This is a genomic window from Rothia sp. HMSC075F09, assembly GCF_001810515.1.
GTDB lineage: Bacteria > Actinomycetota > Actinomycetes > Actinomycetales > Micrococcaceae > Rothia.
This window is the reverse complement of the sequence record NZ_KV801780.1, coordinates 173,895-188,998: the sequence shown is the minus strand read 5'-3', so window position 1 is coordinate 188,998 and position 15,104 is coordinate 173,895. Positions and strand designations below refer to the sequence as shown.

The following is a 15,104-nucleotide window of genomic DNA, read 5'->3' as shown; positions in this document are numbered from 1 at the left end:
GGCATGAGCGAACGAGCCGGGCGAACCATTCAGCCGCTGGCGTGCGTGTACTAAAATGGAAAGCATGTCCAAACCCCTCATTCGTCTTCTCGGCCAGGGCGTACGCGCCGCGACTAAGCTTCGCGGCGGCGGCTCCGCCTTCCCCGGCCTTGTCATGGAAAAATTGCACCCCGACTTCGTCGCTGAAGAGCTCGCGAAGCTGCCCTACGGCGTGGTTGTTGTCTCCGGCACGAACGGTAAGACCACCACCACGAAGATGGCTGTGCAGCTGCTTGAAGCTCAGGGTCTGAAGGTTTTCACTAACCGCACCGGTTCGAACTTTGTGCGCGGTGTCGCCGCGGCACTGCTGGGCGAGATGACCCTCGGCGGCAAGCTTGACGCTGATATTGCTGTGCTTGAGCTGGACGAGGCGCACGCCGTGCACTTCGTCAAGGCTGTCAAGCCCGATTACGCTCTGCTGCTGAACGTTCTGCGTGACCAGCTGGATCGCTTCGGTGAGATTGACACGACCCGCCGTATGCTGGCGACTGTCGCCTCCGCAACGACCGGCACCGTGGTGCTCAACCGTGAGGACCCGCGTATCCGCTCCCTCGCTGAGAACGTGCAGCCTGGCGTGACCGTCAAGTACTACGGTCTGGATGAGTCCCTGCGCTCGTACTTCCCCTCGGATGATGAGATGCGCGGCGGCACCGTCGCGAAGGCAACCCTGCCCGAGGCAGACGTCACCCTGACCGCGTTCTCCGGCACCTCCGCAACCTTCGACCTGGCGGGTGTGGAGCGAGTTGGCGAGATTAACCTCTACGGTATTTACAACATCTTCAACGCGGCTGGCGCTATGGCGCTGACCCGCGCCGTCATGGGCGAGAAGCTCAACGAAGATAAGCTCATCGCGGAGCTGGCGAAGATTACCCCCGCCTTCGGTCGCGGTGAGACCCTGAACGTGAACGGCCGCCCGCTGCAGCTGTTGCTCGTGAAGAACCCGAGCGGTTTCCGCCTATCCCTGGCGAGCGCGAACGCTGACGACTACGCCACCATGATCACGATTAACGACCAGTACGCTGACGGTCGTGACGTGTCCTGGCTGTGGGATGTTGACTTTGACAGCTTGAAGAAGACCGGCGTGCAGATGGTTTCGGGTGTGCGTGCCTGGGATATGGCGCTGCGTCTGGATCATGACGGCGTGAAGGTTGACGATGTCAACGAGAATCTCGCCGATGCGCTCAAGGGCTTCATCGCCTCCAGCGGTAACGCGCCCATGCGTATTTTCTGCACCTACACCGCAATGCTGGCTCTGCGTGAAGAGCTCGCAAAGATCACTGACGTTGAGAGGGTCTCCTAATGACGGCAACTCACACTTTTGAGGGCACCCCCGCCTCCGGCCCGAACAACGGCAAGACGCTGCGCATCGTGCAGCTGTACCCGCTCGACATGAACATTTACGGCGACTGGGGCAACACCCTGGCGTTGGCTCGTCGCGCGCAGGCGCACGGCTTTGACGTGCAGATTCTGGACCACAACCCCGGTCAGCCTTTCCCGGAGGATGTTGACATTATTCTGGGTGGCGGCGGCCAGGACTCGGGTCAGTCCGTGATTCAGGATGACCTGCACGCGAACGGTGACACGCTGCGCTCGCTGGCTGAGGCTGGCGTGCCGATGCTCGTCATTTGTGGCCTGTACCAGCTGTTCGGCAAGGAATTCCGCACCCGTGAGGGTGAGGTGCTGAAGGGTATCGGCATTTTTGATGCGCATACGGTCGGCGGCGATGACCGCCTGATTGGCAACATTGTTGAGGAGTCTGAGGAGTTCGGCACCGTGATTGGTTTTGAGAACCACTCGGGCCTGACCTACCTGGGCCCCGGCTGCACCCCGCTGGCTACCGTCACCAAGGGTGAGGGTAACAACGTGACCGATGCGTATGAGGGTGCGCGCGTGCACAACGTGATTGGCACCTACCTGCACGGTTCGCTGCTGCCGAAGAACCCGAAGATTTCGGACTACCTGATTGAGCAGGCGGCTAAGCGTAAGTTTGGCGAGTTCACGCCGAACACGATTGACGACTCGCTGGTGGAGAAGGCGCGCGCTTCGGCTGCGTCCCGCCCCCGCTAGCCTATTCCTGGCGGTGGCGTGCACTTTCTGAGGTGGTGTGCGCCTCCGCTACGGTATAGTTATGTGAGTACAGTACGGTGCGTGGGACGTTTCGCCGTGCCCGCACGGAGGTTTTGACTAAGGGAGATACGAATGTCGGGTCACTCTAAATGGGCGACTACTAAGCACAAGAAGGCTGCTATCGACGCTAAGCGCGCGAAGGCTTTCGCGAAGTTCATTAAGGCTATTGAGGTTGCGGCACGTATGGGTGGCGCCGATATCGCCGGTAACCCCGCTCTTGACCTTGCTGTGTCGAAGGCGAAGAAGAACTCCGTCCCCAACGACAACATCGACCGCGCTATCAAGCGTGGCGCCGGCCTGACCGGTGAGACCATCGACTACACCGAGATTATGTACGAGGCACGCGGCCCGCAGGGTACCGCCCTGTACATCGAGTGTCTGACCGATAACCGTAACCGTGCAGCGTCTGAGGTTCGCCTGGCTGTGACCCGTAACGGCGGCACCATGGCTGACCAGGGTTCGGTTGCGTTCCTGTTCGAGCGTAAGGGCGTTGCTGAGGTCACCAAGACCGACGGTCTGACCGAGGACGACGTTCTGATGGCTGTTCTGGATGCAGGTGCCGAAGAGGTTCTGGACGAGGGCGATATTTTCACCGTTGTTTCCGCAGCGACCGACCTGCCCGAGATCCGTAAGGCACTGGACGAGGCTGGCCTGGAGTACAACAACGACGACCCGGTCTTCCGCCCGACCATGCAGGTCGACCTGGACGCCGAGGGCGCCAAGAAGTTCCTGAAGCTGGCAGACGCTATTGAAGAGCTCGACGACGTTCAGAACGTCTACTCGAACGCTAACGTCTCTGACGAGGTTATGGCAGAGCTGGAAGCTGAGTAATCACTCGGATTCTGATATCTGATGCTTGAAGAAGCCGCTCCTTTAACCGAGCCGCCGTAGGGTGGCTGGTTGGGGGAGTGGCTTCTTAGCGTTTGGGCTGTATTGCCTGCGATACCGCATTTTGGGGAGGCGCTGGGTACTTTTCGCGGGGCACGCGGTGACTGTTCTCGCGGTGACCGTGCTTGTAGTGACTGCTCTTGTAGCGACCGTGCTCGTGGCACACCCCAGTGCCGGGTGCTAGGATTCTGAAGGGCTAGAATCTAGAGATTCTATAGGGAGTTTGTCGAAAGGGGAGATGATGGCCGCCGCTCAACCTGCCGCACGCGATAGCATGCGCGAGAACCGTACCGCCGCCGCTGTGGAACGTGTGCCGGGTGCGACCCGCATCATGGGTGTTGACCCGGGTCTGACCCGCTGCGGCTTCTCCATGCTCGATATGACCGCCGACCGTAAGGCGCACTTCGTGAACGTGGGTGTTGCCGGCACAATCCCGGCGGAGTCCCTGGACCAGCGTATTCTCTGGATTTTCAACGCCGCCTCCCACTGGCTCGACACCTACAAGCCGGATGCCCTGGCGATTGAGCGTATCTTCGCTCAGGAGCAGGTGAACACGGTGATTGGTACGGCGCACGCTTCGGGCGCGGTGATTTCTGCTGCGGCGATGCGCGGCGTGCCGGTGTTCTTCCATACCCCCTCGGAGGTGAAGGCGGCGGTGACCGGTAGCGGCCGCGCGGACAAGGCGTCGGTGGGCCGCATGGTGACCCGCATTTTGGGGCTGGAATCCATGCCGAAGCCCGCCGATGCTGCCGATGCTCTGGCGATTGCGATCTGTCACGGCTGGCGTGGCGGCGGCATTGGTTCGGGTATCAACATGGCGGCCCAGACGCAGACTCACCAGGGTTCACGCCCGGCGCAGGCGCGCCGTGGCGGGTCGTTGACTCCGGCGCAGCGTGCCTGGATGGAGGCGGAGGCGCGTGCTCGCCGCTAGAGATGCCGCCGCTAGAGGTGCCTTCGTGGGCCTGTGTGCCGTTTCCTGCTGGCTCGTATGTATTCGCTAAGAAGTTCGAATATATGCTTGATTTCAGAAGAAATATTCTAATATACTTGTAGTGTCTCCCCGTTGAACTGGGGGAGTGCGTTCTGCGGGTGCCGGAGTTCCCGGTGCCCTCACACTGCCGCGACCCTCATTCCTGGGCGCGGTGTTGAAAGGTGGAGAGAAATGATTGCATCCCTGACCGGTCGTGTGGTTCAGGTGGGCCTTGATCATGCGGTGATTAACGTGAACGGTTTCGGCATGCTCGTGTACGCTACTGCGCGTACTCTCTCCAAGCTGCGCACCGGTGAGGAAGCTACCGTGCTGACCACCATGATTGTGCGTGAAGAGTCGATGACTCTGTACGGTTTTTCGGAGCCTGCCGAGCGTGAAGTGTTCGATATGATGCTTTCGGTTTCCGGTATTGGTCCGCGTATTGCTCTGGCGGTGTTGAGCGTTCACACTGCCGCTGAGGTGGAGCGCGCCGTGGCGACCGGTGACGATAAGGCGTTCACGAAGGTTCCCGGTATTGGCCCGAAGGGTGCCCGCCGTATTGTGCTGGAGCTTGCCGGCAAGCTGATTCTCAGCGATGGCCAGACCGATGAGCTGCCGCTGAGCCAGGGCATTGTCTGGAAGCCGCAGGTGCTTGATGCTCTCACCTCCTTGGGCTGGAGCGAGAAGGACGCTTCCGCCGCTATTGACGCTTACGTGCAGCACAACCCTGCCGCAGAGACTGAGCCGGTGGGTGTGGCTCTGCGCGGTGTGCTCGCCTCCTTGGGTACTCAGAACACGGTAGGCCGCCACTAGACGGCGCGCCCTATTCGACGTATCCCACTCAAACTTTTGTGAAAGAAGAATTCTATGAGCCAGAATCCCTATGAGCCGCAGCCCGCGGCGTCCCTGGTTTCCGGCGGGTATTTTCCCGGTCAGGTGCCCGGCACTCAGGCGTCTTCAGCTCCTACCCAGCGCCTGGTGGCGATGGAAGAAGAGCCTGAAGAGAAGATGATTGAGGCGGCACTGCGCCCTAAGTCCCTGGATGACTTTGTGGGTCAGCGCCGTGTGCGTCAGCAGCTGTCTCTGGTGCTGGAGGCTTCGAAGATGCGTGGCCGTAGCGCCGACCATGTGCTACTGTCGGGCCCTCCCGGTCTGGGTAAGACCACTCTCGCAATGATTATTGCGGCAGAGATGGAGGCGCCGCTGCGCATCACCTCCGGCCCGGCGATTCAGCATTCGGGTGATTTGGCGGCGATTCTGTCTTCGCTGACTCCCGGCGAGGTTTTGTTCCTGGATGAGATTCACCGTATGAGCCGCCCGGCTGAAGAAATGCTCTACATGGCGATGGAAGATTTCCGTGTGGACATTGTGGTCGGTAAGGGTGCGGGTGCGACTTCCATTCCGCTGGAGCTGCCGCAGTTCACCCTCGTGGGTGCGACGACCCGTGCGGGTCTGCTACCCGGCCCTCTGCGCGACCGTTTCGGCTTTACCGGTCACCTGGAGTTCTACTCGGTGGAGGAGTTGGAGCTGGTGCTTCGCCGTAGCGCGGGTCTGATGGACATGCAGATTACCTCCGAGGGTTTCACCGAGATTGCCGGTCGTTCCCGCGGCACGCCGCGTATTGCGAACCGTCTGCTACGCCGTGTGCGTGACTGGGCGCTGGTGAACGGTGTGGACCGCATTAACGCGACCGATGCCGCAACCGCGTTGGACATGTACGAGGTGGATTCGCGCGGCCTGGACCGTCTGGACCGTGCCGTGCTGGAGGCGCTGATTCACAAGTTTGGAGGCGGCCCGGTGGGTCTGTCCACCCTCGCCATTGCGGTGGGTGAAGAGACGGAGACCGTGGAGACGGTTGCCGAACCGTACCTGGTGCGTGAGGGCCTGATCGGTCGTACCCCGCGCGGTCGTGTGGCTCTGCCCGCGGCGTGGGAGCACCTCGGCTTGGAGGCCCCGGAGATTCAGCTCTAGACCCGCACCAGCTGATAACACTGTAGTAGCCCGTGGGAGGTATCCGCCTCCTGCGGGCTTCTCTGTACCCCGGCAGCTCTTCTGCAGGCGCGGCGCTCTTCTACCGGTTCTGCAGGCGCTGTCGGGTTTCATTGGGCTCTGTCGGGCTCTGTCGGTCTTTACCAGTGACATAAAATTACGCCGAGAGAGTCCAAAACTCAGGTTAACCTCACAAAAACGCTGGTTCGGGGCGCTAAAGCTCATGCTCTCGCGTAGGATGGATACGTACTGTATCTACGATTCCACACCTTCTGGTACGCTCAACCCTCGCGGTGAGCGGCACGGGTGCGGATGTGAAAGTGAGACCATGGATTTTAACCTCCTGATTATGATTGCCATGATGGCGCTGCTGGCTTGGATGATGTTCTCCGCCCAGAAGCGTCAGCGTAAGCAGATGGAGGAACTGCGCGCAATGCAGCAGTCTCTCGTCCCCGGCACCCAGGTGATGACTGGTTCCGGCATCTACGGCACCGTTGTCAGCACTGACCTTGAGAACAACAAGCTGCAGCTTCAGATTGCGGACGGTGTTGTTATCACCCTGGCAGTGAACGCGATTATGGCTGTCGTCGAGGAGGAAGCCCCCGCAGCACCCCTGACTGAGGACGTGTACGAGGCTCCCGCATCCGAAGCTCCCGCTTCCGATACCTCTTCTGATACTGCTAAGTAATTCAGCGCGTATGAGCCCGGCGCCCCATGAGCGGCGTCGGGTTTTCGCGTTACGGAATCTGTAGAACACTCAATTCTATTCACACGAAGAAGGAACATTATGGCTAAGCGTTCACCGCTTGCAGCCGCGCGAGGGGCGCTCCTCTCGATGGTCCTGCTCATGGTTGTTATGGCTGCCGGTATTTTCGGCACCACCTACGCGGGAGGTTCTTGGGCACCGAAGCTCGCCCTGGACCTTTCGGGTGGTACTCAGATGATTCTTTCTCCGAAGGTCAATGGCTCTTCGGATGAGAACGTCTCCCAGGAGCAGTTGAACCAGGCGGTTGAGATTATTCGTCAGCGCGTTGATGGTGCCGGCGTTTCGGAGGCGGAGGTTACCACCTCCTTCGGCTCGGGTAATAACGTGGTTGTTTCGGTTCCCGGAACGATTAGCGCTGAGACTCGTCAGCTGATTCAGGCGTCTGCAAATATGACCTTCCGCCCGGTGCTGCTTTCTGGTGCCGGTACTGCGGTGGCTGAGGATGCCCGCACTGCGGACGATAAGCTGCCCAAGCCCTCCGCGGAGCCGACTGATGGTTCGGACCGTAACTGGATTACTGCAGACCTGTACAAGCAGTACGAGGCGAAGGACTGCACCGCGGCACGTAATGAGGACGCCGATAGTGCGGACCCGACTAAGCCGATGGTGGCGTGTTCCACTGACGGTCAGGAGAAGTACATTCTGGGTCCTGTGGAGCTGAGCGGTAGCGATATTTCTACCGCAAGCCACTCGCAGGAGACGACCGGTCAGGGTGTGACTACGGGCCGTTGGGCTGTGAACATTCAGTTCAACGATGAGGCTCGTGAGAAGTTCCAGAACATTACTTCTCGCCTGAACGCGATTCGTGCACAGAACGCAAATGATCCGCGTGCCCGCTTCGCGATTCTGCTGGACGGCAAGGTGCTGTCTTCCCCGGTGTCGCAGGCTGTGATTTCTGACGGTAAGCCGCAGATTACCGGTAACTTCACCGAGCAGGAGGCGAAGGCTCTCGCCGATCAGCTCAAGTACGGTGCCCTGCCGATTAGCTTCACGATCCAGTCGGAGCAGCAGATTTCTGCGACCCTGGGTTCGGAGCAGCTGCGTGTGGGTCTGCTGACCGGTCTGATTGGTCTGCTGCTGGTGTTCGTGTACTCGCTGTTCCAGTACCGTCTGCTGGGCTTTGTCACGATGATGTCGCTGGTTGTGGCTGGCATCATTTCGTATGAGGCGATTGTGCTGCTGGGTTGGGCGTTGAACTACCGCCTGTCCCTGGCTGGTGTGGCGGGTCTGATTGTGGCGATTGGTGCTACGGCTGACTCGTTCATCGTCTACTTTGAGCGTATCCGTGATGAGATCCGTGCGGGCCGCACGATCCCGTCGGCGGTGAACCACGGTTGGCAGCGTGCATCCCGCACTATTTTGGCGTCGAAGGCTGTGAACCTGCTGGCTGCTGTGGTGCTGTACGTGGTGTCGGTTGGTTCGGTGAAGGGCTTCGCGTTCACCCTTGGTTTGACTGCGATTGCTGACCTTGTGGTCGTGTACCTGTTCACCCACCCGATGCTGACTCTGCTGGCGAATACCCGCTACTTCGGTGAGGGTCACCGACACTCGGGCTTGTCGCCTGAGTCGCTGGGCGCTACGCCGCTGTACCGTGGTGCCGGTCGCCTCCGCAGCCCGGAGGAGAAGCAGCTGAGCATCGCTGAGCGTCGCCGTGCAGAGCGTGCTGCCGCTGAGGCTGACGAGTCTGCTTCTGATGAGAAGAAGGAGAGCTAAGCATGGCTACCGATGTGAAACCTAATGCTTTTGCCCGCTTCGGTAATGACCTGCATTCGGGTGCCCGCTCGTACCCCTTCGTGGGTAAGCGCCGCCTGTGGCTGCTGTTGGCTACTGTGCTGATGGCGGTTTCGGTTCTGATCCCGGCTGTTGGTGGCGGCTTCAACCTGGGTATTGATTTCCGTGGCGGTTCGGAGTTCGTGGTCTCGAAGACTGCGCACGTTGATACTGCTACGGGTGAGCGCATTATTCACGAGAAGGCGAAGGACGCTTCGGATGTTCGCGTGACCAATATTGCGCCGGGTACGATTCGTGCCCAGATGAGCAAGCTCAGCGATGATGAGACTCTGCAGGTGAAGGCGGCTCTGCAGGAGGGTTACGGCGTCTCTGAGAATGACGTGACCTCTTCGTTTGTGGGCCCGACCTGGGGTGCGGATGTGACCCGTCAGGCGTTCTGGGGTCTGGTCGCGTTTGTGGTGCTTGCGCTGATTGGTATGGCGTTCTACTTCCGCACCTGGAAGATGTCGCTGGCGTCGATTGCGGGTCTGTTCTTCACCGTGGTGGTGACGGTTGGCCTGTACGCCGCGTTCGGCTTCGAGATTACTCCGAGTGCAATTATTGGTTTCTTGACGATTCTGAGCTACTCGCTGTACGACTCGGTGGTGGTGTTCGATAAGATCCGCGAGAATACCGAGGATGTGCTGGAACGCCGCGACACGACCTTTGCCGAGCAGATTAACCTGGCGGTGAACCAGACCCTGGTCCGTTCGATTAACACCGCTATTGTGGGTGTTCTGCCGGTGGGCGCGATCCTGTTCATTGGTGCGTTCATCCTGGGTGCGGGTACTCTGCAGGACCTGTCCCTGTCGCTATTCGTGGGTATTCTGGTGGGCATGTTCGGTACGCTGTTCGTGTCTGCGCCGCTGTATGCTTCGCTGCGTTTGGGTGAGCCTCAGATTCGTGAGCACACCGCGAAGGTGGAGAGCGGCAGCTTCAAGGACGCTGAGGATGCTGACGAGGCTGAGGGTGACTCTTCGGAGGAGCCCGCCGAGGCTGAGAAGCCCGCGAAGTCCAGCAAGTCTGCGGACTCTGCCGACGAGGCGACCGATGCGGACAACGCAGCCGAGAAGGCAACCGAGAAGCCCGCTAAGAAGCCGGCACGTGCAACCATTGAGATTCACCGCGTGAACCTGAACGGTTAGCCAACGTTCCGCCAGCGCTACTGGCGTTACTAACGATAGGGGAGTCGATACCGAAAGGTGTCGGCTCCCCTTTAGCGTGCTCAATTATTTCCTAAACAACGCGCTCTGGTGTGTTAAAACGTCGCATAGTTTGGCGCGTTCCAGACCGCTGGGTAGGATAAGAAGTGAAGATACTGTGCGCTCGCGTTTGAGCCTGCTGATGGCTGGTTTGGCCGGTATAGCCCTCAACGATGAGGAACCTGAGTGTGCGGCTGATTATCTTGAGCCCGAAGGAGCCTGGAATGAGTGCAGAACCTGCCGTGAACACCAACGCTGAGAACCCTGCAGGGACCGCCGAGAAGCCCGCGGTTCGGCCCGCTGGCCCGATTCCTCTGCCTGAAACTGATTCGTCTGACGCAAAGAAGAAACGCGGCTCGCACCGCGTCATGGCTGCTGGCGGACGTGTGCCGAACCGCCTCGTCTTCGGTAGCCGCAGCAGCAAGATGGAAGCCTCCGACTCGAACGGCGGCACCATCCGTTTCTCCCCGATGATCGCGCCGGTCGTACGTGCCGTGCGCCGCTACCACCCGGACGAAGACATCCAGGTGCTGCAGCGCGCCTACGAAGTGGCGAACCGCTGCCACGAGGGTCAGAAGCGTAAGAGTGGCGACCCGTACATCACCCACCCGGTGGCTGTGACCGCGATTCTTGCGGAGATGGGCGCGACCGGCCCCGTGCTCGCCGCCGGCCTGCTGCATGACACGGTGGAAGACACCGACTACACGATGGAGCAGCTCACCGAAGAGTTCGGTGAGGAGGTCGCCTACCTGGTCGACGGCGTGACCAAGCTGGACAAGATGACCTACGGCGAGAACGCCTCCATTGAGACAATCCGCAAGCTCGTGCTGTCCATGAGCAAGGACATCCGCGTGCTGCTCATCAAGCTTGCCGACCGCCTGCACAACGCCCGCACCTGGCGTTTTGTGCCGCAGGCTTCTGCCGCGAAGAAGGCGGAAGAGACCCTGAAGATTTACGCGCCACTCGCGCACCGCCTGGGCCTGAACACGATCAAGTGGGAGCTGGAGGACCTGTCCTTCGCCGCCATGAGCCCGGAAATTTACGCCGAAATGGTGCGCATGGTCGGCGAACGCACCCCCGCGCTCGAAAAGTTCCTGAATGAGGCGCGCACCAAGATTACGGACCGCCTGAAAGAGGTGGGCATCGACGCGACCGTGACGGGCCGCCCGAAGCACTACTACTCGATTCATCAGAAGATGAAGACGAAGGGCCGCAGCTTCGACGAGATTAACGACATCCTCGCCGTGCGCATCATGGTTGAGGAAGAGGCGGAATGCTACACCGTGCTCGGCCACGTGCTGTCCCTGTGGCCGTCGATGACTGGCCGTTTCAAGGACTACATTAAGAACCCGAAGAACAACAACTACCAGTCGCTGCACCTGACCGTGTACGGCCCGGGCAACCTGCCGCTTGAGATTCAGATTCGCACCTACAAGATGCACGAAGAAGCCGAGTACGGTGTGGCGGCGCACTGGCGCTACAAGGCGGCATCGCGCGGCGAGAAGGTCGCAGCTCGTGGCGGCGCGCCCGCGAAGGACCCGAAGGAGCCGGGCACCCAGACCTCGGCAATGATGAACGTCGGCATTCTGCAGTCCATTGCCGAGATTTCGAACTCCAACCCCGAGTCGGAGAAGTTCTACGAGTCACTCGCTGACACCCTCGACACCGACGAAATCGTGGTGCTCACCCCCAACGGTGAGGCAATCGCCCTGCCCAACGGCTCCACCCCCGTGGACTTCGCCTACGCCATCCACAGTGAAGTCGGCGACCGCACCGTTGGCGCGAAGGTCAACGGCCGCCTCGTGCCGCTGCACACGGTCCTGCCCACCGGCGCGACCGTGGAGATTATGACCACGAAGAACGAAGACGCCGGACCCAGCGAGGACTGGCTGAAGTTCGTTCGCTCCTCACGCGCTCGCACGAAGATCCGCCAGTACTTCGCGAAGGAACGCCGTCTGGAGGCGCTGCTCGCCGGCCGCGAGATGCTCACCAAGAGCATGCGCAACAGTGAGCTGCCGCTGCAGAAGATGATGAGCCCGGAGATTATGACTCAGGTGGCTCAGCTGCTGCATAAGAATGATGTGGCGTCGCTGTACCGTGCGATTGGTGAGCACGAGATCGCGCCGAAGCAGGTCATTGACACCCTCGTTGAGGTGCACCGCGGCGACGAGCCGGCGCCCGAGGTTGAGGTCAGCGACTTTGACGAGACGCTGCTGAAGTCGACCCGCAAGGCGATTGGCGATAACGGCGTGATTGTGCCGGGTGCTGAGGGTGTGCTGACGAAGATTGCGCGCTGTTGCACCCCGGTCCCGCCGGATGACATTATCGGCATTGTGACCCGCTATAACGGTATTTCGGTGCATCGCCGTGACTGCCCGAACATGCGTAACGCTGACGAGGAGCCGCGCGTGACCACGGTTGAGTGGGCGTCTTCGCCGACCGCTACGTACCGTGTGCAGATTCAGGTGGAGGCGCTGGACCGTAAGGGCCTGCTGAGCGACCTGATCCGTGCGATTTCTGAGTCGGGCGTGAACATTCTGGATGCGCGCGTGCACACCTCGGAGGATCGTACCGTGGTGGACCGCTTCGCCCTGGAGCTGGGTGACCGCTTCATGCTGGAGCACGTGCTGAACGTGGTTCGTAACGTGACGGGCGTGTACAAGGCGTACCGCCTGACCGGCGCGAAACCCTCGGAGGCGTAGACTCTTTAGAAATATCCTTCATGTGTTGATTTTGGGGTGCTGGCTTCTGTACCCTTGAGTTAACCGTTCGGCCCGCTACTCTTGATGGAGTAGACGGGCCGGATTTCTATTTTCTGGTCTTTACGTTGAGAAGCCACATGTGTTGAACACATGTGGCTTTTCGCTGTTTAGGGGAGGGGCGGGGGCCTTTCGATAGGTTAGTGTCTTCGCCGTGGGTCTTTAACCCGCAGTGAAGACACTAACCTATCGAAACAACCAGTGGCTCGGCGATGACGAACCGGCGAGTGCGGGGTCTGGGGAACCCGTATACTGAAAGAGTTCGCGCCGCCGGGTACGAAATGGCTTGTGGAAGCTACGAACGCTCCCACCGAGTATGGCTTCTGAACCGGCACCAGCGCATGTGTACGACCGGGACCGCACAGGTTCCGAACTTTTGACGTTTCTGCAACGAGAAACGATAACTATTGAGAGGTTGACCGCCCCTATGACGACGCAGTCTACGGATTCTTCCGCTACTACTGACGAGCACCGTAACCGCAACGCTGAGCGTGCGCAGCTGCACTCTACGATTTGGCGTATTGCGAATGACCTGCGCGGCTCGGTAGACGGCTGGGACTTTAAGCAGTACGTGCTGGGTATGCTCTTCTACCGTTACCTCTCTGAGAGCCAGGTGCGCTTTGTTGAGGCTCAGAGAATTGAAATGCCGGGGCGTTTTGAAGACCTATCAGATGACGTGTTTAAGGAAAACGAGGACGCGAAGGATTACTTCATTAATGAGCGCGGCTTCCTGCTGCTGCCCTCGCAGCTGTTCTCAAATGTGTACAAGAACGCTAGCCAGAATCAGAATTTGAATGAGACTCTGGCAAACGTGTTCAAGGCATTTGAAGAGTCGGCGCGCGGTACCGACTCCGAAGCGAATGTGAAGGGCCTCTTCGACGACTTTGTGTTGGATTCGAATAAGCTGGGTGTGAGCCCGGCGGCTCGTCACGAGAACCTGCTCAAGCTCATGGACGCTGTGGCGGGTATGAACTTGGATAAGGGCTACGAGGATAGCGAGAATGACGCTTTCGGTGACGCTTACGAGTACCTGATGGGCATGTACGCGGCGAATGCGGGTAAGAGCGGCGGCGAGTACTACACTCCGCAGGAAGTCTCGGAGCTGCTGGCGAAGATTGCCATGGACGGCCGTGATGCTGAGCAGATTCGTACCGTGTATGACCCGGCGTGTGGTTCGGGTTCGCTGCTGTTGAAGGTTAAGCGTGAGCTGGGTAAGAACTCGGACGGCCTGCGTTTTGTGGGTCAGGAGATTAACCTGACCACTTACAACCTGTGCCGTATGAACATGATTCTGCACGGTGTGCCGGTGGATGATTTCAGCATTGCGCACGGTGATACTCTAATTGATCCGAAGCACCGCGGTGGCGCGGACGGCGATTTTGAGGAGCCGTTCGGTGCGATTGTGTCTAACCCTCCGTATTCGACGAAGTGGAAGGGTGATGATGACCCGACCCTGATTCACGATGACCGTTACGCCCCGGCGGCTGTATTGGCGCCTAAGTCGAAGGCAGACCTGGCGTTCACTATGCATATGCTCAAGTCCCTCGATGAGGCGGGTACGGCGGCTATCGTTGAGTTCCCGGGTGTGCTGTACCGTGGCGGTGCGGAGCGTAAGATTCGTGAGTACCTGCTGAAGCAGAACGTGGTGGATGCTGTGATTCAGCTGCCCGCCAACCTGTTCTACGGTACGAGCATTGCGACCTGCATTCTGGTGTTGAAGAAGGGTCGTCGCAAGGACCATTCGGTGCTGTTCGTGGATGCTTCGCAACTCTTTGATAAGGGCACGAACCAGAACATTCTGGGTAAGGCGCACCGTGAGAAGATTCTGGATGTGCTGGCGGCTCGTGAGGAGCGTGAGCATTTCTCGGCGCTGGTTCCGGTGGAGAAGCTGCTGGAGCAGGAGGCGAACCTGGCGGTGTCGAGCTGGGTTGAGCCGGAGGACACCCGTGAGCGCGTGGATATTGTCGAGCTGAATTCTCGTATTGAGGGTATTGTGGCTCGTCAGGCTCAGCTGCGCGTGGAGATTGACGCTATTGTGGCGCGCCTGGAAGGCGGCGAGTAATCGTGGCGGATGTGACGAATTATATTGATCGCCTGGTGGCTGAGCTCTGCCCGGACGGGGTAGAGTACCGCCCGCTGGGTGAGCTCCTTGCCTATGAGCAGCCGACGAAGTACCTTGTGTCGTCTAAGGATTATGATGAATCGTATCCAACGCCGGTGCTGACTGCAGGTAAAACGTTTATTCTCGGCTACACGAATGAGACTGAGGGTATCTACCCTGCATCTGAGGAAGAGCCCGTCATTATTTTTGATGACTTTACGACTGCCTTCAAATGGGTTGAATTCCCGTTTAAAGCTAAGTCGAGTGCTATGAAGATGCTTACTTTGAAGAGTGGAACTAATTCACTTTTTAAGTACGTCTATTATGCTATGCAGTGCATCGTGTATAACTCGTCTGACCATGCTCGACAGTGGATTTCTAAGTATTCGAATATCGAGATTCCTGTTCCTCCCGTAGAGATTCAGGAAGCGATTGTTGAAATTCTCGACAAATTCACGAACCTGGAAGCGGAGCTGGAAGCGGAGATGGAAGC

General features: G+C 59.3%; 12 protein-coding genes. All 12 read left to right on the top strand.

Annotated features, from left to right (window positions below; all coding sequences use genetic code 11):
* The first annotated feature begins 55 nt into the window (after nt 1-55).
* Nucleotides 56-1,339 (top strand): Mur ligase family protein, encoded by a 1,284-nt coding sequence (locus HMPREF2749_RS02710; protein ID WP_070593364.1) that lies wholly within the window; start codon nt 56-58, stop codon nt 1,337-1,339.
* Complete coding sequence (locus HMPREF2749_RS02705) at nt 1,339-2,106, top strand: type 1 glutamine amidotransferase (RefSeq protein ID WP_070593363.1); 768 nt, start codon at nt 1,339-1,341, stop codon at nt 2,104-2,106. The genes HMPREF2749_RS02710 and HMPREF2749_RS02705 overlap by 1 nt, the downstream gene beginning before the upstream one ends.
* A 132-nt stretch (nt 2,107-2,238) precedes the next feature.
* Complete coding sequence (locus HMPREF2749_RS02700; protein WP_049342025.1) at nt 2,239-2,997, top strand: YebC/PmpR family DNA-binding transcriptional regulator; 759 nt, start codon at nt 2,239-2,241, stop codon at nt 2,995-2,997.
* A 331-nt stretch (nt 2,998-3,328) separates the two neighbouring features.
* Nucleotides 3,329-3,985, top strand: a complete 657-nt coding sequence (gene ruvC / locus HMPREF2749_RS02695; protein WP_049338471.1) for a crossover junction endodeoxyribonuclease RuvC — start codon at nt 3,329-3,331, stop codon at nt 3,983-3,985.
* Nucleotides 3,986-4,216: 231 nt separating this feature from the next.
* Nucleotides 4,217-4,837 carry a Holliday junction branch migration protein RuvA gene (gene ruvA / locus HMPREF2749_RS02690; protein ID WP_049342023.1) on the top strand — a complete coding sequence of 207 codons (621 nt, stop codon included), beginning with the start codon at nt 4,217-4,219 and terminating at the stop codon, nt 4,835-4,837.
* 171 nt (nt 4,838-5,008) lie between these two features.
* Nucleotides 5,009-5,995 (top strand): Holliday junction branch migration DNA helicase RuvB, encoded by a 987-nt coding sequence (ruvB, locus tag HMPREF2749_RS02685; RefSeq protein ID WP_172855776.1) that lies wholly within the window; start codon nt 5,009-5,011, stop codon nt 5,993-5,995.
* Between the two features lie 346 nt (nt 5,996-6,341).
* A complete protein-coding gene (gene yajC, locus HMPREF2749_RS02680) occupies nt 6,342-6,701 on the top strand; it encodes a preprotein translocase subunit YajC (protein WP_070593361.1) in 360 nt (119 codons plus the stop codon).
* 99 nt (nt 6,702-6,800) lie between these two features.
* Nucleotides 6,801-8,492: a protein translocase subunit SecD gene (gene secD, locus HMPREF2749_RS02675; protein ID WP_049342020.1), complete on the top strand. Its 1,692-nt coding sequence runs from the start codon at nt 6,801-6,803 to the stop codon at nt 8,490-8,492.
* Between the two features lie 2 nt (nt 8,493-8,494).
* Nucleotides 8,495-9,694: a protein translocase subunit SecF gene (gene secF, locus HMPREF2749_RS02670; RefSeq protein ID WP_070593360.1), complete on the top strand. Its 1,200-nt coding sequence runs from the start codon at nt 8,495-8,497 to the stop codon at nt 9,692-9,694.
* 281 nt (nt 9,695-9,975) lie between these two features.
* A complete protein-coding gene (locus HMPREF2749_RS02665) occupies nt 9,976-12,453 on the top strand; it encodes a RelA/SpoT family protein (protein WP_070593359.1) in 2,478 nt (825 codons plus the stop codon).
* A 484-nt stretch (nt 12,454-12,937) separates the two neighbouring features.
* Nucleotides 12,938-14,572 carry a type I restriction-modification system subunit M gene (locus tag HMPREF2749_RS02660; protein WP_070593358.1) on the top strand — a complete coding sequence of 545 codons (1,635 nt, stop codon included), beginning with the start codon at nt 12,938-12,940 and terminating at the stop codon, nt 14,570-14,572.
* A 2-nt stretch (nt 14,573-14,574) separates the two neighbouring features.
* Nucleotides 14,575-15,104: restriction endonuclease subunit S (locus HMPREF2749_RS02655; RefSeq protein WP_210395311.1), on the top strand; the 530-nt coding region annotated here is incomplete at its 3' end.